The following is a 19817-nucleotide window of genomic DNA, read 5'->3' as shown; positions in this document are numbered from 1 at the left end:
CATTTCTGGCCGCTCCATCTGCGACAGAGCTTGTCGGTTTTCTATAATTGTGCGTCGATTTTCCGGATCAACGCATCATTTTTCGGCCAGCCATGCAGGAATGTGACCGATATCCGGCAGGACCACATCCGCCATCGGTGCCAGCACATCTGCTTCTGCCAATCCGGTCAAAACGCCAATGGTGATCATCCCGGCTGCGCGCCCCGCTTGCAGGTCATGAACACTGTCACCCACCATTGCAATGCGCGACGGCTCGACCCCGACCTGTGCGGCAAAGGCCAGCAACTGACCGGGCCCCGGTTTGAACCCATGACCACTGTCATACCCAGCGATAAAATCAAAGTGTTCGCGTATTCCAGCAGATTCCAGATGCTGCAATGCCGGGTGCTCACTGTCATTTGTCGCAACGCCCAGTTTGATCCCGGATTGCTGCAACCCTTTCAGGAATGGGCCCAACGGCACGGCAGGGGATTGAGGAGCGGCTGCGGCCTCGGCATTCATCATGTCCACAACTTCCTGCAATGTCACATCGTCAACATGCGCAATAAGCACCTCGGCGATTTCTTCGACCGTTGCGGCGATCACAATGCTATCTGTGGCATACCGCTCTTGCTCGTAGTCAAACCCGATGACGCTCCCGAGTTCCACCGCCCGGTCTACATCCCCCTTTGTCAGACGCATCAGCAACGAGCGCCCGAAGGTTCCCCAGGTTTTGGCAAAATCGAACAAAGTGCCATCCTTGTCGAAGACGATTGCTTCTATTGGCATCGCGTGCTCCTGCGGAAAAGGTGTTCAGGTCCAGTGTACATCGCCACCGCCTGACAGGACCGCCCGCGCTTGGGCAGGGTGGTCATAGGCGATCGAGTTGGCGTCACAAAACGCCATGACCCACGAATCGTCAAGCACCAGAAAATCGAGAACCGAAGCCAGAAAGTCCCGGTCACCGGCCCGATTGCGAACATCCCCGATCGAAGCGCCTGTCGAGCCAAGAAAGACAGGCAAAAGCTCGTCATTGCTGACCAGCCAACCCAAGGCCGTCAGAGCAAGAGTCTCGGCTGAATCGGGCGAAATGGACATAAACAGTGCTCGGATCAGGTGATGGAAAGAGTTTGTTAACCAGACTCATAAACAATTTGTTCGCGCATGCAATCAACGGTGAACGACTATGTCTGTGCAAGGCACCATCCTTGTCCTCGACGGGGTATCAACCAACCGCATAATGCTGAAGGTTCAGCTGACCGCTGCCTGGTACCACGTGGTACAGGGTGGAAAACTTGAAGGGCTACAAGCCCTTGCACGTCGCGTGCAGCCGGACCTTGTACTGACGGCACAGACATTGCCCGACGGAACAGCCGCTGATGTCAAGAAAGCGCTTACCGAAGTCTCTGGCCTTGATGACGTGCCCGTTGTCGTACTGGCGGCACAGAATGACAAAAACGCGCGCCTGCGTGCCCTGAAAGACGGGCTGGACGATGTGTTGACGCATCCTTTCAAAGATACGTTGCTGCTGGCACGCATTCGCAGCCTTTTGCGCGCGCGTGCAGCTACTCAAGATTTGCAGGTCAGCAACGGATCGCAACCTATTGGGTTTGGGGAACCCGCCCCTGTCATGATCAGCCCACCGAACGCGGCCCGGGTTGATATCTTGACCGATACTGTCCGAACTGGTGCCCTTTGGCACAAGGCCTTGCAAGGCCACCACCATTTCGATCTGTCCTGGCATCTTCAATCGAACCTGCAAGGCGTTTTGTCCGGGCCGATACCGGACGCGATTGTGGTCGAACTGGGCTCGCCCCCGTCCGCGCTGAATATCCTTGCGGATCTCAGGTCACGCGCAGCAACCCGGAACACTGTCCTGATTGGCATCCTGCAGGACAACGACGCCGTGCAGGCCTCGGAAGCGCTGGACAGAGGAGCGGACGCCGTGTGCCTGGGGGGGTTCTGCGCGCAAGAGATCCTGTTGCGGCTGAACAATCAGATTGCGCGCAAGGCACGGCTTGATCATTTGCGCGTATCACTGAGAAAAGGGATCGCCGAGTCCTGGATTGACCCGCTGACCGGGCTGCACAATCGTCGTTACGCCATGCGGGCATTGGATCAGATCGCGAGCCAGTCTGCCCGTACCGGACGTGGCTTTGCCGTCATGCTGGCGGATCTGGACCACTTCAAGACCATCAATGACTGCCATGGCCATGGCGCCGGTGATTGTGTTCTGACGCAGGCCGCAAAACGCATGCAAAGCGCACTTGGATCCAAAGGTTTTGTCGCCCGTATCGGCGGTGAAGAGTTCATGTTTGCAGTACCTGATGTGTCACAAAAGCAAGCCAGAAAACTGGCTGAGACCATCTGTGACAGCATTTGTCGCGCCCCGTTCCGACTATCGGACCAAGGTTTGCGGGTTAACGTCACGATCAGCATTGGGCTGGAGATGCCGCAATCGGGTACGCCGGGAAAAGAACGCACACCCGTTCCTGTAGAAGATATCCTGAAAGCCGCCGACAAAGCCCTTTACGCGGCAAAAAAAGCGGGGCGCAATCAGGTGAGTATCAGGCAAAGCGCAGCCTGAACCCGTCAATCCTTTTTCTTGTGCCCATGCGGCCCGCGTTCGACGATCTTTTGCAACCTGTCCGCATAAGACTGCCGCTCTGCGTCACTCATCGCGGTGACGCGAGCCAGCCATTGTGTCTGCAATGCTAGTTGCAGTTCTGCCGTCGCCTGCGACTGTTGCTGCAACAACACTTCAACGGCGACCGGATCGAAGGGCACCCTGCGCAGCGCCAGGCTCAGGGCTTGAAAGTCCTGTCTGCGCCCCCTTAAGTCTTTTTCGCGCAGCGCAGACAGTTCACCTCGCATCGCTTTGCGGTCATCTTTCGGCAAAGCGCGATACAGCGCAGGACCGAATCCCGGCGGTGCCTCGGTGTGATCTCCATCCTTCAGGCGCAGCACGGTTCCAACTGCAACACCGACAACCAACAGGTTCAGTGCCAATGACGAAACCAGCAAAACCGTCATCCACCGGCGTTTCGGTTTAGGGGCAGCATTCATTCAGTGCTCTCCAGAAAACTCGTGTCATATCCAAGGTCCGCCACAAAAAGGATCGTCTCCTGCGATGCCAGCAGATTGGCGGGATCAGGCAGGAACCCCGGCGCGGAAACGCCGATCCAGAGCCCCGCCGCACTGGCGGCGATCAAGCCGCCCAACCCCTGCCAGCCACCTACGTTGTCCATCATTCGATGCCAGATCGAAGATTGAGGACGCGGTTCAGGCCTTAGGCGACTGAGGCGGAGTTTTTCAGCATCTGTCTGAATGCGCACGGCCAGATCGTCGGGCAGCGCCGGTCGGTTTTGCCGAGCCTGCGCAAACAAATGATCCAGTTCCAGGTTTTCATCCGTCATCGTCATACCCCAGTTCTTCACGTCGCCCGGCCAGTATCGCGGTCAGACTTCGTTTGCCCCGCGCGGTCAAGCTTTCGACCGCTTCTACTGAAATTCCCATGATCCCGGCAATTTCAGGGTTGGGCAACTCTTCGATGTGGCGCAGAATCACTGCCTGCCTCTGCCTTTCGGGCAGCTGAGACAGGGCAAGCTGCAACGCATCCACGCGGGCCTCATTCTGCAGTCGGTCGGCTACGCTGGCTTTGCCATCTTCTGGCTCAGGAATATCCGACAACCTGCCGGGGGACTTCCTGCGCCGAATGTCCACACACAGGTTCAACGTCACGCGATACAGCCATGTCGACACTTTGGCCTGACCCGGCACCCATTCCGGCGCCATCTGCCACATCCGCATCATCGCCTCCTGCGTTACGTCTTCTGCCTCGGCCCGATTGCCCAACATACGCAACGCGACGGAATAACAAAGCGGCCCAAGGCGATCTGTTAAGATCCGCGCAGCCTGTGCGTCACCCTCAGCAAATTGGCTCAGCAACACATCGTCGCTGAGAGAGCTCGCGGTGCAACCCGCACCGCGAACATCGTGTAGGTGGGAGGTCAGGTCCTCCACCCTGCATCAGTTGTCGATTGCACCCGACTTGTGGTGCTTTTTCTTATGGTGCCGTCCCATCCGGTCATTGGCATCGGCAAATTCCTGTTCCGATATTCCACCACTGTTATCTGTATCCATCCGGTCAAACATCTTGTCACCCCGGCGCGGTTTCGGCAACTCGTCCTGGCTTAGGAACCCGTCTTTGTTCGCATCGTTGTTTTCGAACATTTTGGTGACGCGGTCGTTTGCTTTTTTCTGAGCGGCGGCCTGCATCTCCTCAAGGCTGAGCTGGCCGTCCCCATCAGTATCCGCGGCCGAGAAACGCTCGGTGCGATGTGCTTCCATTTCCTGCTGAGTCACTTGACCGTCGCCATTGGCATCCAATTCCTGAAAGGACACTGGCTCACGACCACCCGGGCCAGCCGCCAGAACAGACGTGCCGGTGATTGCAACACCCGACAGGACAATCGCCGTGATGAACTTTGCGTTTTTCATTTCGGTTTTCCCTTGTTGACGCGGCCTGAGTGCCGCTGCTCATATCCATTCAAACGCGCGAGGCAGGGAATTCCGTCGCAATGCCGGCAACTTTTTTTGAACCATCTCGGTATTTCACGACGTGGTTCACCTTAGGTGCGTTGCAAAGCGACGCACCCCCCTTTAAAAACCACCCGTTCAGGCGCATTATCCGCCAAAGATTACTGCGCGAGTTATATTATGACGGATCAGACGATCGACACCACAACCCAGAGCGAGCGTGAAACCTGGCCCGCTTTGGTCAAAGGGTTTCGGTGCAAGTGCCCTAGTTGCGGCGAAGGCAAGCTGTTGCACAGCTACCTAAAAGTGAATGACACCTGCTCGAACTGTGGACAGGAACTGTTTCATCATCGCGCCGATGATGGGCCCGCCTATCTGACGATCCTGCTGGTCGGGCATTTGTTGGCCCCGGCCCTGCACGTCTCGTATGTGAACTGGCGCCCGGACCCATGGGTGATGGCCATCGGGTTTTCCATTGCTTGCGTTGCACTGTCGCTGTTTTTGCTCCCCCGTTTGAAAGGCGCTGTGGTCGCCTATCAGTGGGCGCGTCGTATGCACGGTTTTGGCAACGATTCATGAGCCGGAAGAAGCGATTGTTCTGGGCATGATGACCGACAAGACCGCCATCCGCGACGCCGCAACCGTCATCGTTTTGCGGAACAGGTGGACCAATCCGTCGATCCTGATGGGTCAACGTGGGTCCAAGGCTGTGTTCATGCCCAACAAATTCGTGTTCCCCGGTGGAGCGGTCGATCCGGCGGATGCGGATGTACCGCTTGCGACCGCACTGCCTGACCTGTGTTCTGAGAGGTTGGCGGAACAGGCGGAATCCGGAAAACAACACGCCCTTGCCGCCGCAGCAATTCGCGAGCTTTGGGAAGAGACAGGACTTGTCCTTGGCCAGACAGGACACTGGCCGGGCAGCATTCCCGACGACTGGCAGAGCTTTTCCGCCATGGGTTACGTGCCGTCGGCAGCTGCGCTACAATTTGTTTTTCGCGCAGTCACACCGCCCGGTCGCCCCCGCCGGTTCGATGCGCGGTTTTTTCTGGTCGATGCCGATGCGCTGCAGGGCGATCTGGATGATTTCAGCCATGCCTCGGACGAGCTGTCGCATCTGCAATGGGTGGAACTGGATCGGGCGCGCGACCTGGATCTGCCGTTTATCACCGAGGTTGTTCTGGCCGAGGTCGCGGCCCGGGTGACCTCACCCGAGCCGCCAGTATCGGTTCCGTTCTATCAGAACAACGAAGAAGCCAATCTGTTCCTGCGGCTCAGAGGCTATCCGATGCCCGAGCACGACTGACCGATCAGTTTCACCGCATCCGGCTGACAACCACCGTCACTTCGGGTTTTTTGCCGATTTCCGTTTTTGCCGTCTGACGCACAATCCGGCGCATTTCGTCTTCCAGCTTGTCGTCATCCCGTAGGGTCTTGGCTGCCGCCCGCATCAGGAACTGGTTCAGGTCTTCTTCCAACACCTCGACCAATCCGGCCCGGGACGTTCCAACCTCGGGCAGACCCATCGTATCGCACCACGGTTCGCCCAGCGGCTCGTCTTCTTCGTCCAGAACGACTGTCACAGTTACGTGGCCGTTCAGCGCCATGCGAATACGGTCCCGTACCACACCGTCCATCGCACCGATTTTCACTGTACCGTCCAGATAGGTACGCCCGGTTTCGACATAGTCGATCACCACGGGTGCATTGCCGCTGAGATCCAGCATGGTGCCGTTCACGGCCAGCACACCCGTTCTGCCACCCTGCTCAGCCAGTTTGACATGTTCGCGCAGGTGCCGGTGCTCTCCATGCATTGGGATCACAACTTGCGGATCGATCAGCGCGTGCACCTTCTCAAGATCGGGCCGGTTCGCATGGCCAGAGACATGATAGAGGCCCGAGCTGTCATCCACCACATCCACGCCCTTTTCACTGAGCTGGTTCATGATGAAAATCACGCCACGTTCATTTCCGGGAATGGTTTTCGACGAAAACAGGAACAGATCGCCTTCGGACAGTTCCAGACCTCGGTACTTGCCACGGGCCAGTTGCGCACTTGCCGCACGGCGTTCGCCCTGGCTGCCGGTCACGATCAGCATCAGGTTCTGGCGCGGCAGGTCCAACGCCTCTTCTGCGCTGATCACCTTGGGGAAGTCCGACAGGATACCCGTTTCGGTCGCGGCCTCGATCATCCGCCGCATTGCGCGCCCCAGCAACACAACTGAACGCCCCGCGCGTGCGCCCGCCTCGGCCAATGTTTTGACCCGTGCCACGTTCGACGCAAAGGTGGTAGCCACAACCATGCCCTCGGCGCTTTCGACTAGCTTTGTAATCTCTGGCCCGACCTCGGATTCCGAACGGCCCGGATGCGCCGAGAAAACATTCGTGCTGTCGCAAACCAACGCCTTGACACCCGGCTTGGCAATCTCGGCCCACAGGTCGGGATCGAAGGGTTCGCCCACGACCGGGTTTGCATCCAGCTTGAAATCACCCGAGTGCACCACGCGTCCTGCGGGCGTGTCGATGACCAACGCAGCACTTTCCGGGATCGAGTGTGAAACCGGAAGGAAACCGACGGTAAACGGTCCGACTGAAACCGTTTCAGGCCAAGCGGACACGGTTGTCACCGCATCGGTCGGGTGCGCGTATTCTTCCATCTTGCGACGCGCGATATTGGCCGTGAAAGCCCGGGCATAGATCGGAGCTCCCAGAGCCTCATAGCAATGAGCCACCGCGCCGACATGATCTTCATGCGCATGGGTGATGAAAACGCCATCCAGCCGGTCGGCCCGTTCTTTCAACCATGAAATATCCGCATAGATCAGGTCGACGCCCGGAGTTGTGTCCATATCGGGAAAGGTGACGCCCAGATCCACCAGGATCAGGCGTTCCTGCCCGGGCTGACCATATCCGTACACATAGGCATTCATGCCAATTTCGCCCGCGCCACCCAGCGGCAGGTAGATCAATCTTTCACTGCTCATATCGAGCCATTTTCCTTGTTGTAGCGATGAATCACGGTCAAGCCGTGCATCGTCAAATCATCTTCGATTACGTCGAACCCCACGTCGGCCTGATCGAACAAGGGGGCCAACCCTCCGGTTCCCACGACTTTCATCGGCATTCCATATTCGGCCTTGATCCGCGCGATCAGCCCTTCGATCAGGCCGGAATATCCCCAATACACGCCCGACTGGATACAACCAACCGTATTTGTACCGATCACCTTCTCGGGACGCGTGATGTCGATATGCGGCAGTGCGGCTGCGCCCTGATGCAAAGCCTCAAGGCTGAGGTTCACACCCGGAGCGATGACGCCCCCCACATAGGCACCGTCCGCGGCGACAACGTCGAAATTTGTTGCGGTACCAAAGTCCACCACGACGACATTGCCGCCATGACGGTCAAATGCGCCAACTGCGTTGGCCAGTCGATCCGGGCCCGGCACAGTTCCTTGATCCACACGCGGCGGCACGGGCAGCAGGCAATCCGGCCTTCCCACCACCAGCGGCCTGCACCCAAAAAAGCGATCAGCAAAGATGCGCAGGTTGAACACGACGCGCGGCACGGTCGAGGCAATGATGACATCCGAGATATTCGCCTCGATCCCGTAATGTTTCACCAGCGTCGAATACCAGGTGAAATAGGCGTCCGCCGTGCGTGCGTGATGGGTCGAGGTGCGCAGGGTGCACAGAAATTCCTGACCATCCCAGATCGAGAAGACTGTGTTGGTATTGCCGCAATCAATGGCCAGAAGCATCTGTGCCCCTTTCAGAAATAGACATCCGCCGCAGGAATGCTCACGCGACCTTTGGCGGTGTTTAAGACAAGGTTACCGGCTGCGTCCACCGTTTCGAAGGTCCCAACCGTCTCAGACGTGCCGGTACGGGCCGTGATAACCTCGCCCAGCCGGGCAGCACGGGACAGCCACGCAGTGCGAATGGGTTCGAACCCGTAGGTAACAAACTGAGTTTCATATTTGGCATAGGCCGAGGCAAGCTCGGTCAGAAAATCCTCGGGCGTGACGTTTGCACCGGTTTCCGACAACAGCGAGACGGGACGGATCGCGCCCGGTTCTACCACGTCGGCGTCTGGGGCGTTGGCCAAATTCACGCCAATACCGATCGACAGATGCGCTACACCGCGCCCCTGACCGGCGCTTTCCAGCAAAATACCAGCAAGCTTACCTCCGTTCAGTAGTACGTCATTGGGCCATTTCAACGACAACCCCGCGGCACGCCCCGTCACAGAGACACAAGCGTCAAACAGGGCTAATGCCGCAACAAAACTGCGCAGTGCCGCCTGTTCTGGTGCACCTTCGGGGCGCATCAAAAGTGTCGCGGCAAGGTTGCCCATGGGGTTGGCCCATGGCCGTCCGCGTCGCCCACGCGCAGCCGTCTGATGATGCGCCATGATCCAGACAGGACCACGGGCATTGGGGGCAATCCGCGCCGCTTCGTTGAGTGTGCTATCGACTTCCTGCACCTCGTGCAGGCCATAGCCTTGTGGCCACTTGGTCATATCAAAAAGGCCCGGTCACGCGACCGAGCCCCTCTCTCAGATTGTGCAAAACGTTCAGTTGACAAGAGTCGCCGCCGCGGCAGCGGCCGCGCCCTCGATCCCGAACTGATAGAAGACCCCGATCAGCATCAGCGCCGCGGACCCCATCAGGGCGACCCATAGAACGGGTGTCGACCGCGTTTCGATCGGGTCCTCGTTCTCGGCCCCGAAATACATGTAGAACACGATCCGCAGGTAATAGAAGGCGCCAATTACCGATGCGATGGCTGAGACCACAACAAGGCCTGTCAAATCGGCACTTACACCAGCCCGCCAAACACCAAACTTCGCAAAGAAACCCAGCATCGGTGGGACACCGGCAAGCGAGAACATCAGGATCAGAACAGCAAGGGCCTTGCCCGGATCACGTTTGGAATACTGGCGCAGCGCATCAATGTCAGTGACGGGTTTGCCGTCGCGTTCCATCATCAGGATAAACGCAAACGTGCCAATGTTCATGGTCACGTAAATCGCCAGATACATCAGCATCGCCTGAATACCCAACTCGGTGCCAGCCGCCAAACCGATCAGCGCATAGCCCATATGGGCAATCGACGAGAACGCCATCAGTCGCTTGATGTCGCGCTGACCAATTGCGGCAACCGCCCCCAGCAGCATTGACAGCACCGACAGCAGAACAATCACTTGCTGCCAGTCTTTGACCACGCCTCCGAAAGCGTCATGCAGAAGACGTGCAAACAAGGCCATTGCCGCGACTTTCGGCGCGGTGGCAAAGAAGGCCGTAATTGGCGTCGGCGACCCTTCATAGACATCCGGTGTCCACATATGGAACGGAACCGCCGAGACCTTGAATGCCAGACCCGAGATCAGGAAGATCAGACCAAACAACAGACCAACCGAGACGTCCCCATGATGGACCGTCTGAATAATGCCCGAGAACAGTGTCGTGCCGGTGAACCCATAGACCAGCGACGCACCATACAGCAGCAGACCTGAACTGAGAGCGCCCAGAACAAAGTATTTCAGCCCTGCTTCGGTTGATTTCGCACTGTCACGACGCAGCGCGGCAACAACATACAGCGCAAGGGATTGCAGCTCGAGCCCCATGTAAAGAGACATCAGATCGCCCGCGCTGACCATCATCATCATACCAACGGCAGCAAGCGCCACCAGCAGCGGATATTCAAAGCGCAGCAGACCCCGGCGTGCCATGTATTCCTGGCTCATCACCAGAACGGCACCTGCCGACAAAAGGATGGCAACTTTGGCAAAACGCGCGAACCCGTCATCTACGAACATGCCGTTGAAGGCCACGTTGGTGCCACTGCCCTGGGTGGCGATCCAGATCGCCAGGAACGCCATCAGGCCCGCCGTGGTCCAGACCAGAACCGAAGCCAGCCCGTCTTTCGACGTGTAGACTGCCCCCAACAGAGCCACCATCGCATAGATCGCCAGAACGATTTCCGGCAGGATAATTGTCAGATCAGCCTGGATCATGTCTCCAAAGCTCCCTTAATGCGAAGCGGCAGTCTGGGTCGCAGCCTCAGCCGCGGCCAGAGCCGTGTCATAGTTCGAAATGAGTGCCGTCGTCGATTGCCCGATCACATCGGTCACCAGCGACGGGTAGACCCCCAACAGGATCGTCATCACGATCAGCGGGGCAAAAATCAGCCGCTCGCGAGAGCTCATGTCGGTCATCGCCTTCAGGCTTTCCTTGATCAGGTCCCCAAAGACAACGCGGCGGTAGAGCCACAACGCGTAGGCTGCCGAGAAGATCACACCGGTCGCCGCAACGGCGGTCACCCAGGTGTTAACCTGGAATGTACCCATGAGTGTCAGGAACTCACCAATAAACCCGCTGGTGCCCGGCAGTCCGACATTGGCCATGGTGAACAGCATGAAGACCAGCGCATAGGCGGGCATCCGAATGACCAGACCGCCATAAGCCTCGATATCGCGGGTGTGCATCCGGTCATAGATCACGCCGACACAGAGGAAGAGCGCAGCAGAGATGAACCCGTGGCTCAGCATCTGGAAAATTGCGCCGTCAATGCCTTGCTGGTTCGCAGCAAAGATGCCCATCGTGACAAAGCCCATATGCGCCACCGAGGAATACGCGATCAGCTTTTTCATGTCCTCCTGCACCAGTGCCACCAGCGAGGTGTAGACAACCGCTATGGCTGACATCCAAAGCACAAGATCAGTCATCACCGCCGTGCCAACCGGGAACATCGGCAGGCTGAACCGCAGGAAGCCGTAGCCGCCCATCTTCAACAGGATCGCCGCCAGCACGACCGAGCCCGCCGTCGGCGCTTGAACGTGCGCATCGGGCAACCAGGTGTGCACCGGCCACATCGGCATTTTCACCGCAAAAGATGCGAAGAAGGCCAGGAACATCAGCGTCTGCATACCGCCGGTGATATAGATGCCCAACACGCTGAAACTCTCGGATGCGAACTGATGGGCCATCAGCGCTTCAATATCCGTAGTGCCTGCGTCAGCATACATTGCAACCATGGCTACCAGCATCAGCACCGAGCCGAGGAAGGTGTAAAGGAAGAACTTGAAGCTGGCATAGATACGGTCCTTGCCGCCCCAGATCCCGATGATCAGGAACATCGGGATCAGACCCGCCTCAAAGAACAGGTAGAACAGCACCAGGTCCAGCGCCATGAACACGCCCAGCATCAGCGTTTCCAGCAGCAAGAAGGCAATCATGTATTCCTTGACGCGGTCTGTCACATTCCAGCTGGCCAGAATAGTCAGCGGCATGATGAAGGTGGTCAGCAACACGAACAGAACGCTGATGCCATCCACACCCATCTTGTATCTCAGACCCATCAGCCATGCGCCCTCTTCCACCATCTGGAAGCCGGTGTTCGAAGGATCAAAGCCTGTGTAGATGCCAATAGACACCAGAAACGTCACAGTTGTCGCCAGCAATGCAATCCACTTGGCGTTGCGCTGCGCTGCGACGTCGCTCCCGTGCAGGAACAGCGCCAGAATGCCTGCTGCGATGGCGGGGATAAAGGTGACAATAGATAGGATATTGTCCATTAGTGTGCGCCTCCGCCGATCGACATCCAGGTGACAAGGGCCGCAATGCCCAATACCATCCAGAAGGCGTAAGTAAAGATGTACCCGGTCTGCGCCTTGCCTGCGAGGCGGGTGAAGAAGGGAACAACGCCCATTGCAACCCCATTCAGGAAGCCGTCGATTGTATTGCCGTCACCGCGTTTCCACAGGAACCGGCCAAGGGCGACAGTGGGTTTGACAAAGATCGCGTCGTAGATTTCGTCGAAATACCATTTGTTCAGCAGGAACAGGTACAGCGGGCGCTGATTTGCGGCCAGACGCGCGGGTAGCGACGTGTTCACGATGTAGAACCAATAGGCCACGATAAAGCCAAGCACCATCGCAACAAATGGCGAAACCTTGACCCATTTCGGAGCCGCATGCGCATCGTCCAGAATGTGGTTGTCCGGCGCCATGTAAAGCGCACCTTCACCCGGCTCACCCGCAAACATATAATGGTGGTCCCCGCCCACTGCGGCATTCTCACCACTCGCGGCCTCGTCAGCATGGCTGTCAGCCGCATGGCTTTCATCGGCATGGCTGTCTTGGCCGTGCGACGCATCCGCTGCCGCGTGATCACCGGCCTCGGCATGCTCTGAAGCTTCTGCAACCGGAATACCGTAGAATTTGCCGACCTTGTCGGCATGGCCAAAGAAGTTTCCGTACCAGATCATGCCCGCGAATACCGCACCCAGCGACAAAACTCCCAGCGGCACCAGCATGACCATCGGGCTTTCATGTGCGTGATCATGCGTATGCTTGTCCCCACGCGGCTCTCCATAGAAGGTCAGGAAGATCAGACGCCAGCTGTAGAACGAGGTGAACGCCGCAGCGACAACCAGCAACCAGAAGCCATAGCTTGATCCGCCCGCATAGGCGCTTTCGATAATTGCGTCCTTTGACAGGAAACCGGCAAACCCAAAGGTGGTCAGCGGGATGCCAACACCGGTAATCGCCAGGGTACCGATCATCATCGCCCAGAAGGTATAGGGAATCTTTTTGCGCAGACCGCCATACTCGGTCATCTCCTGCTCGTGATGCATCGCGTGGATCACCGAACCGGCCCCAAGGAACAACAGCGCCTTGAAGAAGGCATGCGTGAACAGGTGGAACATCGCCGCCGAATACATGCCGACGCCCGCCGCCACAAACATGTAGCCCAGCTGCGAACAGGTCGAATACGCGATGACACGTTTGATATCGGTCTGAACCAGACCAACAGTAGCAGCGAAGAACGCAGTCGAGGCCCCAAGAACAGTGATGAACCCTGTTGAGCCCGGTGCGAACTCCATCAGCGGGGACATGCGGCAGACCAAAAAGACACCTGCGGTCACCATGGTCGCAGCGTGGATCAGCGCTGACACAGGCGTCGGGCCCTCCATCGCGTCCGGCAACCATGTGTGCAGGATCAACTGCGCCGATTTACCCATCGCGCCGATGAAGAGCAGAACGCAGATCACTTCGATCGCGGTCCATTCCCCCCACAGGAAATGCAGCTTTTCTTCGGCCAAGGCAGGGGCAGAGGCGAAGATGTCCGAGAAGTTGATACTGTCGGTCAGGAAGAACAGCGCGAAGATGCCCAGAGCAAACCCAAAATCGCCAACCCGGTTGACCACGAAAGCCTTGATTGCCGCCGCATTGGCCGAAGGCTTGCGATAATAGAACCCGATCAGCAGGTATGACGCGACACCCACGCCTTCCCAGCCAAAGAACATCTGCACCAGATTGTCCGCAGTCACCAGCATCAGCATGGCGAAAGTGAAGAAGGACAGATAGGCAAAGAAGCGCGGCTTATAGCTTTCGCCTTCGCGCCATTGCGGATCGTGGTCCATGTAGCCGAAGCTGTACAGGTGCACGAGCGCCGAGACGGTCGTCACCACGATCAGCATGATTGCCGTCAGTCGGTCCAGACGGATGGCCCAGCTTGTCGAAAGCGAGCCGCTTTCGATCCAGCGCATGATCTCGATCTGCTGCGTGTGGCCGTCGAAGGTGAAGAATACGAGCCAAGACAGCAGACAGGCCAGAAACAGTAGGCCCGTGGCCGTCCACATGGCGGCTTTCTCGCCAATGAACTTCCAGCCGAACCCGCAGAGCAGCGCGCCCACCAACGGGGCAAAGAGGATGGTGGTTTCCATGTTCCCTTACCCCTTCATCATATTGACGTCTTCAACCGCGATGGTGCCACGGTTGCGGAAGAAACAGACCAGAATGGCCAGACCAATCGCCGCTTCGGCCGCTGCAACGGTCAGCACGAACAGCGTGAAGACCTGCCCGACCAGATCGCCGAGGAAACTGGAGAACGCCACGAGGTTGATATTCACCGCCAGCAGCATCAGTTCGATGCTCATCAGCAGGATGATGACGTTCTTGCGGTTCAGGAAGAGACCGAAGATGCCGATGACGAACAGCGTCGCCGCGACCGTAAGATAGTGTTCAAGTCCGATCATCGTCTTAGAGTCCCTCGAATTTCTCTTTCCCGTTGCGAAGCTCGGGAAACGCCATTGCACAGGCGCAGTTTTCTTTCGATTCAATGTAGTCGTCGATCTGGAATGCCTTTCGCTCAAAGGCTTTTGTTGCCGAAGTCCACGAATAACTTGTTTCAGCAGATGCTAGTACTTGGACAACTTCATTTGCTTCATCGACGCGATCCAAATGAGTACCGTCGAAGTCCCGTTCAAGTTTCGCTACGACGCGCATCGTTTGACCGCTTTCACAAGCCGCAAACAAAACAAACTCAGTATGTGTGCATCCCAATTCGTCGGTGCAGATAGAGCCAATCTCAGAGTAAGAGACAACGCCGTTGCCAACGATTCTGTGGTTCGTCTCGAACACGTGATGCGACATAATCGGAAGAGCTTCGCAAGCTTCGATACCCGCTGCGAAAACAGTCGCGGGGAAAAAAGCGAAACTTAGCCCAGGTATCACGGCTTTGAACCTCACAACCCCTGCCCCGGTTTCACGTCCTTCAATTCCATCGCCTTGGCCGGGTCGCGCATCATCTGGCCGATGATGTCCTGACGCTTGATGTCCTTGCGGTGGCGCAGCGTCAGAACGATGGCTCCGATCATGGCCACCAGCAGGATCAGGCCCGCCAGTTGGAACAGAAGGAAATATTGATCATAAAGAATGACGCCGAGCGCCTCGGTGTTGTGGCGGTCCGCTGGAACGGGTTGCGCCAGATTGGCCGCCGCGCCCTGCGCGCTGTCCCATGCCCCGAAGGCCATGACAAACTGCATCAGGATGATCAGACCAATCAGCAGGGCCAGCGGCATATAGCGCGCCATTTCGGCCTTGAGCTCGGCAAAATCCACGTCCAGCATCATCACCACGAAGAGGAACAGAACCGCGACCGCGCCGACATAGACGATGACCAGCAGCATCGCCACGAACTCGGCCCCCAGCAGCACGAACAGCCCTGCCGAGGACAGAAACGCCAGGATCAGCCACAGGACCGAGTGCACCGGCTGGCGGCTGATCACCGTGAACAGCCCGCCGGTGATGGCGCTGATGGCAAACAGGTAGAAGGCAAAGACGGTCATTGATCCTCATCCTCGTTGTCGCCCATGACCTCTTGCGCCAGATCCAGCGCGCGGGTCATGGCCGGGATGCCGGCAAAAACCGACATCTGACCGATCGTTTCCACGATCTCTTGTTTCTTTGCGCCCGCTTCCAGCGCATGACGTACGGTCTGGCGCACGGCCGAATCCGCCTGAGCGCCCTGACAGGTCAGCCCGGCCAGCGTCAGCAGCAGGCGTGTTTTGGCATCCAGCCCGTCCTTGTTGACGGTGTTGCCGAACATCATCTCCATGACCTCTTTCGGCATGGTCGGCCACAGCGCCTCGAACCCTTTGGGCGAGAAGCTTTCCATCGCCGGGTTCATCGCCTTGGCCATGTCCTGAGCCTGCTTCATCATCAGCTCGAACGGATTTGTCGGGCTGTCAGTCATCGGTACGGTGCGTCCAGTTCCAGATTGCGCGCGATCTCGGCTTCCCAGCGTTCGCCATTCGACAGGAGTTTTTCCTTGTCGTAGAACAGCTCTTCCCGGGTTTCCGTGGCGAACTCAAAGTTCGGGCCTTCGACGATGGCATCAACCGGGCAGGCCTCTTGGCAGAAGCCGCAATAGATGCACTTGGTCATGTCGATGTCATAGCGCGTGGTGCGGCGGCTGCCGTCTTCTCGCGGTTCGGCGTCGATGGTGATGGCCTGCGCCGGGCAGACCGCCTCGCACAGTTTACAGGCGATGCAGCGCTCTTCGCCATTCGGATAGCGGCGAAGTGCGTGTTCACCGCGGAAACGCGGGGACAGAGGGCCCTTTTCGTGCGGGTAGTTCACGGTGGCTTTGGGAGCGAAGAAATACTTCAGACCCAGTTTCATTCCGACCCAGAAATCCTGCAGTAGGAAGTATTTGGCAGCGCGGGTGTAATTGATGTTTGCCATATCAGCCTCCTACGCTCCAACGGGCAAATGCGCCCCAGAACCAGTCGAATTTCGCCGCAAAGGCCACGAACACCACCCAGACCAGCGAGAATGGCAGGAACACTTTCCAGCCCAGCCGCATCAGCTGGTCATAGCGGTAGCGGGGCGTGATGGCCTTGACCATCGCGAAGATGAAGAAGAAGAACGCCATCTTGGCGACCATCCACAAAACACCATCGGGCAGGCCCGGGATCGGCGACAGCCAGCCGCCGAAGAACAGCAGCGAGGTCAGCGCGCACATCAGGAAAATTGCAATGTATTCACCCGCCATGAACAGCAGGAAGGGCGTGGCCGAGTATTCGACCTGATAACCCGCCACAAGTTCCGATTCCGCTTCGGGCAAGTCAAACGGTGGCCGGTTTGTCTCAGCCAGCGCCGAGATGAAGAACAGAAAGACCATCGGGAAGTGCGGCAGCCAGTACCAGCTGAAGAACCCGAACGACCCATCCTGCGCCCGCACAATGTCACCAAAGTTCATCGACCCGGTCGAGATGATCACACCGATGATGATCAGGCCGATGGAGACCTCGTATGAAATCATCTGCGCGGCAGAGCGCAACGAGCCGAGGAACGGGTACTTTGAGTTCGACGCCCAACCGCCCATGATCACGCCATAAACCTCAAGCGAGGATACGGCGAAGACATAGAGGATTGCGACGTTGATATCCGACAGGACCCAGCCATCGTTGAATGGGATCACCGCCCAGGCGATCATCGCCAGCACGAAAGAGGTGAGCGGCGCGAGTATGAAAACCGTGCGGTCGGCTCCTGCGGGGATAACGACCTCTTTGACGACGTATTTCAACGCATCCGCCACCGATTGCAGCAGACCGTAGACGCCGACCACGTTAGGGCCGCGGCGCATCTGGACAGCGGCCCAGATTTTGCGGTCGCCATAAACAAGGAACAACAGCGAGATCATCACAAAGGCAACAACAGCAAGCACTTGCGCCAGAATGATGATGGCTATTCCGCCGGGGGTGTTAAAGAATTCAGCCATTGGTCCTCACACCGTGGGTATTCCGTTTTTCGCGCGCGATGCAAAGGCCAGATGCCTGCGCAAACTGCGGCTGGGTCGGCGCGTTGGTGTAAACAGCATCTGCCGCCATAGCGCCACCCTTTTTCTTTCGTTTCCCGCACATTTCCGGCGCAGTCAGGTGCGACCCAACCGCAGCACTGGCTTGCGATATGAAACTGCTATGGTTCATTCCGCCGCAATCTTCTCGGCTTTGCGGACCTGCGCCTGCGCCGACAACTCGGCCATCAGTTGCGAGGCCCGTGCGATCGGGTTGGTCAGATAGAAATCCTTGATCGCGTTGCGGAAGGTCGCTTGGCCCAAAGATCCGGCCTCAAGCGCTTGAACCTCGTTCTCGATCACCTCGTCGATGCGGGCCAGATGGGGGACCGCCTCGATCAAGGCTGTGCGCAACTGCGCCAGCGAGTCATAGGGGAGCGTCGCCCCCAGTTCAGCCGACAGCGCACGAAGGATGGCCCAGTTTTCCTTGGCCTCACCCGGCGCAAACCCGGCGCGCATCGCCAGTTGCGGACGGCCTTCCGTATTCACGAACAGACCGTTTTCCTCAGTATAGGCCGCACCCGGCAGGATCACATCTGCGCGGTGTGCGCCCCGATCTCCGTGGCTGCCCTGGTAGATCACAAACGCGCCTTCGCCGATTTCGACCTCATCCGCACCAAGGTTATAGATCACATCCGCAGCATTGATCGCTTCCATGCCGCCTGCGTTTGTGGCGTCCACATCCATCGCGCCCACGCGCGACGCCGCAGTGTGCAGAATGATCAGGCCGTTTTCCGTATTTGCGGCAATTGTTTGCGCGGCAGCCAGAACAGCGGCTCCATCCGCCTCCTGCAGCGCTCCCTGCCCGATGATGACCAGCGAGCGTTTGCCCCTGATTTCATCGTCGCCCCCCATGTCGACAACCTTTTGCAGCGCCGCGCGGTCATCGCCCACATGATGGTACGCATAAGTCAGATCGACCGCTGGACCTACCAAAGCGACTTCGGCCCCGTGCGCCCACGCCTTGCGGATACGCGCGTTCAAAACCGGTGCTTCATCGCGCGGGTTGGTGCCAATCAGAAGAATACGCTCGGCCGTATCGATGTCTTCAATCGCGGCGGTCCCGGCATATGCGCCACGGTTCCCGACCGGAAGCTTGGCTCCATCGGTGCGGCATTCGACAACACCGCCCTGTCCTTCGATCATCTGTTTCAATGCGAACGCAGCCTCGACCGGTGCCAGATCACCGACGATACCGGCTGGCTTCTCAGCGCTTTTCAGCGCCTCTGCGGCCTTGGTCAGTGCTTCGGACCATGAGGCCGGGCGCAGCTTGCCGTTTTCACGGATGTAAGGCTTGTCCAGACGCTGACGCCGCAACCCGTCCCAGACAAAGCGGGTTTTGTCGCTGATCCACTCCTCGTTCACTCCGTCATGATTGCGAGGAAGGAATCGCATCACCTCGCGCCCTTTGGTATCGACACGAATGTTCGATCCCAGCGCGTCCATGACGTCGATGCTTTCGGTCTTGGTCAATTCCCACGGGCGCGCGGTAAACGCATAAGGTTTCGAGGTCAGTGCCCCAACCGGGCACAGGTCGATAATGTTGCCTTGCAGGTTCGAATCCAGCGTCTGGTTCAGATACGAGGTAATCTCGGCATCCTCACCGCGCCCTGTCTGACCCATCTGAGTGATCCCGGCGACTTCGGTGGTGAAGCGCACGCAGCGGGTGCAACTGATGCAGCGGGTCATTGCGGTGCCCACAAGCGGTCCCAGATCCAGATCATCAACCGCGCGTTTGGCTTCCTTGAACCGCGAACCGGACAGGCCATAAGCCATCGCCTGGTCCTGAAGATCGCATTCGCCGCCCTGATCGCAGATCGGGCAATCCAGTGGATGGTTGATCAGCAGGAACTCCATCACACCCTCGCGGGCCTTCTTGACCATGGGAGAGTTCGTCTTGACTACCGGTGGCTGCCCTTCCGGCCCCGGGCGCAAATCGCGCACCTGCATCGCGCAGGAGGCAGCCGGTTTCGGCGGACCGCCCACTACCTCAACCAGACACATCCGGCAGTTTCCCGCAATCGACAGACGCTCGTGATAGCAGAAACGCGGTACCTCGACCCCGGCTTGTTCACAAGCCTGTATCAGGGTCATCGCACCATCGACTTCGATTTCCTGCCCGTCGATATTGATCTTGCGGAGGTCAGACATG

The 19817-nt window shown here is 58.1% G+C and carries 22 protein-coding genes; 3 read left to right on the top strand and 19 right to left on the bottom strand.

The annotated features are described in order from the left end of the window. Positions 1-75: 75 nt before the first annotated feature. Positions 76-768, bottom strand: a complete 693-nt coding sequence (locus tag ACR0J7_RS05525) for an HAD family hydrolase (RefSeq protein ID WP_480913524.1) — start codon at positions 766-768, stop codon at positions 76-78. 24 nt (positions 769-792) lie between these two features. Continuing rightward, the gene (locus tag ACR0J7_RS05520) at positions 793-1077 is read right to left on the bottom strand and encodes a DUF3572 domain-containing protein (protein WP_480476122.1); all 285 of its coding nucleotides are present in this window, start codon (positions 1075-1077) and stop codon (positions 793-795) included. Positions 1078-1165: 88 nt separating this feature from the next. Between ACR0J7_RS05520 and ACR0J7_RS05515 the strand changes: the two genes are divergently transcribed. Then, complete coding sequence (locus tag ACR0J7_RS05515) at positions 1166-2566, top strand: diguanylate cyclase domain-containing protein (RefSeq protein WP_480913522.1); 1401 nt, start codon at positions 1166-1168, stop codon at positions 2564-2566. 5 nt (positions 2567-2571) lie between these two features. On the opposite strand, the gene ACR0J7_RS05510 is transcribed toward ACR0J7_RS05515, so the two are convergent. From ACR0J7_RS05510 to ACR0J7_RS05495, 4 genes are read right to left on the bottom strand one after another with little or no spacing between them, the layout of a single operon-like run. After that, the gene (locus tag ACR0J7_RS05510) at positions 2572-3045 is read right to left on the bottom strand and encodes a periplasmic heavy metal sensor (RefSeq protein ID WP_267362788.1); all 474 of its coding nucleotides are present in this window, start codon (positions 3043-3045) and stop codon (positions 2572-2574) included. Next, positions 3042-3395, bottom strand: a complete 354-nt coding sequence (locus ACR0J7_RS05505; RefSeq protein ID WP_480913520.1) for a hypothetical protein — start codon at positions 3393-3395, stop codon at positions 3042-3044. The genes ACR0J7_RS05510 and ACR0J7_RS05505 overlap by 4 nt, the downstream gene beginning before the upstream one ends. After that, the gene (locus tag ACR0J7_RS05500) at positions 3385-4002 is read right to left on the bottom strand and encodes an RNA polymerase sigma factor (protein ID WP_480869852.1); all 618 of its coding nucleotides are present in this window, start codon (positions 4000-4002) and stop codon (positions 3385-3387) included. Before ACR0J7_RS05500 ends, ACR0J7_RS05505 begins: the two co-directional genes overlap by 11 nt. Positions 4003-4008: 6 nt before the next feature. After that, positions 4009-4479: an EF-hand domain-containing protein gene (locus ACR0J7_RS05495; protein WP_480557472.1), complete on the bottom strand. Its 471-nt coding sequence runs from the start codon at positions 4477-4479 to the stop codon at positions 4009-4011. 219 nt (positions 4480-4698) lie between these two features. On the opposite strand from ACR0J7_RS05495, the gene ACR0J7_RS05490 reads away from it, so the two are divergent. Both ACR0J7_RS05490 and ACR0J7_RS05485 read left to right on the top strand, forming a co-directional pair. Next, complete coding sequence (locus ACR0J7_RS05490) at positions 4699-5097, top strand: DUF983 domain-containing protein (protein WP_267362795.1); 399 nt, start codon at positions 4699-4701, stop codon at positions 5095-5097. Between the two features lie 25 nt (positions 5098-5122). Beyond that, entirely contained in the window at positions 5123-5824 is a 702-nt protein-coding gene (locus ACR0J7_RS05485; RefSeq protein ID WP_480476934.1) for an NUDIX hydrolase, read from the top strand. A 10-nt stretch (positions 5825-5834) separates the two neighbouring features. On the opposite strand, the gene ACR0J7_RS05480 is transcribed toward ACR0J7_RS05485, so the two are convergent. The 13 genes from ACR0J7_RS05480 to nuoG form a co-directional block, all read right to left on the bottom strand. Further along, the gene (locus ACR0J7_RS05480; protein ID WP_480913519.1) at positions 5835-7502 is read right to left on the bottom strand and encodes a ribonuclease J; all 1668 of its coding nucleotides are present in this window, start codon (positions 7500-7502) and stop codon (positions 5835-5837) included. After that, positions 7499-8278 (bottom strand): type III pantothenate kinase, encoded by a 780-nt coding sequence (locus ACR0J7_RS05475; protein WP_209504438.1) that lies wholly within the window; start codon positions 8276-8278, stop codon positions 7499-7501. Before ACR0J7_RS05475 ends, ACR0J7_RS05480 begins: the two co-directional genes overlap by 4 nt. 11 nt (positions 8279-8289) lie before the next feature. After that, positions 8290-9039, bottom strand: coding sequence for a biotin--[acetyl-CoA-carboxylase] ligase (locus ACR0J7_RS05470; protein ID WP_480913518.1), 750 nt, complete (start codon positions 9037-9039; stop codon positions 8290-8292). A 54-nt stretch (positions 9040-9093) separates the two neighbouring features. Beyond that, on the bottom strand, positions 9094-10536 hold the full coding sequence (gene nuoN, locus ACR0J7_RS05465) for an NADH-quinone oxidoreductase subunit NuoN (RefSeq protein WP_480910083.1): 1443 nt from the start codon (positions 10534-10536) through the stop codon (positions 9094-9096). 15 nt (positions 10537-10551) lie between these two features. Then, positions 10552-12096 (bottom strand): NADH-quinone oxidoreductase subunit M, encoded by a 1545-nt coding sequence (locus ACR0J7_RS05460; protein ID WP_480773243.1) that lies wholly within the window; start codon positions 12094-12096, stop codon positions 10552-10554. Further along, positions 12096-14249 (bottom strand): NADH-quinone oxidoreductase subunit L, encoded by a 2154-nt coding sequence (gene nuoL / locus ACR0J7_RS05455; RefSeq protein WP_480913516.1) that lies wholly within the window; start codon positions 14247-14249, stop codon positions 12096-12098. Before nuoL ends, ACR0J7_RS05460 begins: the two co-directional genes overlap by 1 nt. Positions 14250-14255: 6 nt before the next feature. After that, positions 14256-14561, bottom strand: coding sequence for an NADH-quinone oxidoreductase subunit NuoK (nuoK, locus tag ACR0J7_RS05450; protein ID WP_005984024.1), 306 nt, complete (start codon positions 14559-14561; stop codon positions 14256-14258). A 4-nt stretch (positions 14562-14565) separates the two neighbouring features. Then, complete coding sequence (locus ACR0J7_RS05445) at positions 14566-15054, bottom strand: hypothetical protein (RefSeq protein ID WP_480683968.1); 489 nt, start codon at positions 15052-15054, stop codon at positions 14566-14568. After that, positions 15051-15653, bottom strand: a complete 603-nt coding sequence (locus ACR0J7_RS05440; protein WP_480506312.1) for an NADH-quinone oxidoreductase subunit J — start codon at positions 15651-15653, stop codon at positions 15051-15053. Before ACR0J7_RS05440 ends, ACR0J7_RS05445 begins: the two co-directional genes overlap by 4 nt. Further along, positions 15650-16060, bottom strand: a complete 411-nt coding sequence (locus ACR0J7_RS05435; RefSeq protein WP_152458579.1) for a carboxymuconolactone decarboxylase family protein — start codon at positions 16058-16060, stop codon at positions 15650-15652. The genes ACR0J7_RS05440 and ACR0J7_RS05435 overlap by 4 nt, the downstream gene beginning before the upstream one ends. Further along, positions 16057-16551, bottom strand: a complete 495-nt coding sequence (gene nuoI / locus ACR0J7_RS05430) for an NADH-quinone oxidoreductase subunit NuoI (RefSeq protein WP_480481782.1) — start codon at positions 16549-16551, stop codon at positions 16057-16059. Before nuoI ends, ACR0J7_RS05435 begins: the two co-directional genes overlap by 4 nt. A gap of 1 nt (position 16552) precedes the next feature. After that, positions 16553-17590 (bottom strand): NADH-quinone oxidoreductase subunit NuoH, encoded by a 1038-nt coding sequence (gene nuoH, locus ACR0J7_RS05425; RefSeq protein ID WP_117868407.1) that lies wholly within the window; start codon positions 17588-17590, stop codon positions 16553-16555. A 204-nt stretch (positions 17591-17794) separates the two neighbouring features. Next, positions 17795-19816, bottom strand: a complete 2022-nt coding sequence (gene nuoG, locus ACR0J7_RS05420) for an NADH-quinone oxidoreductase subunit NuoG (RefSeq protein WP_480898980.1) — start codon at positions 19814-19816, stop codon at positions 17795-17797. Between the last annotated feature and the right edge of the window lies 1 nt (position 19817).

Source organism: Ruegeria sp. O4 (assembly GCF_056535125.1).
This window is presented reverse-complemented; position numbering and strand designations above follow the sequence as displayed.

Bases quoted from the DNA above. Each gene is read 5' to 3' on its own strand.
- ACR0J7_RS05525 (WP_480913524.1), bottom strand. From the start codon at position 768: ATGCCAATAGAAGCAATCGTCTTCGACAAGGATGGCACTTTGTTCGAT.
- ACR0J7_RS05520 (WP_480476122.1), bottom strand. From the start codon at position 1,077: ATGTCCATTTCGCCCGATTCAGCCGAGACTCTTGCTCTGACGGCCTTG.
- ACR0J7_RS05515 (WP_480913522.1), top strand. From the start codon at position 1,166: ATGTCTGTGCAAGGCACCATCCTTGTCCTCGACGGGGTATCAACCAAC.
- ACR0J7_RS05510 (WP_267362788.1), bottom strand. From the start codon at position 3,045: ATGAATGCTGCCCCTAAACCGAAACGCCGGTGGATGACGGTTTTGCTG.
- ACR0J7_RS05505 (WP_480913520.1), bottom strand. From the start codon at position 3,395: ATGACGGATGAAAACCTGGAACTGGATCATTTGTTTGCGCAGGCTCGG.
- ACR0J7_RS05495 (WP_480557472.1), bottom strand. From the start codon at position 4,479: ATGAAAAACGCAAAGTTCATCACGGCGATTGTCCTGTCGGGTGTTGCA.
- ACR0J7_RS05490 (WP_267362795.1), top strand. From the start codon at position 4,699: ATGACGGATCAGACGATCGACACCACAACCCAGAGCGAGCGTGAAACC.
- ACR0J7_RS05485 (WP_480476934.1), top strand. From the start codon at position 5,123: ATGATGACCGACAAGACCGCCATCCGCGACGCCGCAACCGTCATCGTT.
- ACR0J7_RS05480 (WP_480913519.1), bottom strand. From the start codon at position 7,502: ATGAGCAGTGAAAGATTGATCTACCTGCCGCTGGGTGGCGCGGGCGAA.
- ACR0J7_RS05475 (WP_209504438.1), bottom strand. From the start codon at position 8,278: ATGCTTCTGGCCATTGATTGCGGCAATACCAACACAGTCTTCTCGATC.
- ACR0J7_RS05470 (WP_480913518.1), bottom strand. From the start codon at position 9,039: ATGACCAAGTGGCCACAAGGCTATGGCCTGCACGAGGTGCAGGAAGTC.
- nuoN (WP_480910083.1), bottom strand. From the start codon at position 10,536: ATGATCCAGGCTGATCTGACAATTATCCTGCCGGAAATCGTTCTGGCG.
- ACR0J7_RS05460 (WP_480773243.1), bottom strand. From the start codon at position 12,096: ATGGACAATATCCTATCTATTGTCACCTTTATCCCCGCCATCGCAGCA.
- nuoL (WP_480913516.1), bottom strand. From the start codon at position 14,249: ATGGAAACCACCATCCTCTTTGCCCCGTTGGTGGGCGCGCTGCTCTGC.
- nuoK (WP_005984024.1), bottom strand. From the start codon at position 14,561: ATGATCGGACTTGAACACTATCTTACGGTCGCGGCGACGCTGTTCGTC.
- ACR0J7_RS05440 (WP_480506312.1), bottom strand. From the start codon at position 15,653: ATGACCGTCTTTGCCTTCTACCTGTTTGCCATCAGCGCCATCACCGGC.
- ACR0J7_RS05435 (WP_152458579.1), bottom strand. From the start codon at position 16,060: ATGACTGACAGCCCGACAAATCCGTTCGAGCTGATGATGAAGCAGGCT.
- nuoI (WP_480481782.1), bottom strand. From the start codon at position 16,551: ATGGCAAACATCAATTACACCCGCGCTGCCAAATACTTCCTACTGCAG.
- nuoH (WP_117868407.1), bottom strand. From the start codon at position 17,590: ATGGCTGAATTCTTTAACACCCCCGGCGGAATAGCCATCATCATTCTG.
- nuoG (WP_480898980.1), bottom strand. From the start codon at position 19,816: ATGTCTGACCTCCGCAAGATCAATATCGACGGGCAGGAAATCGAAGTC.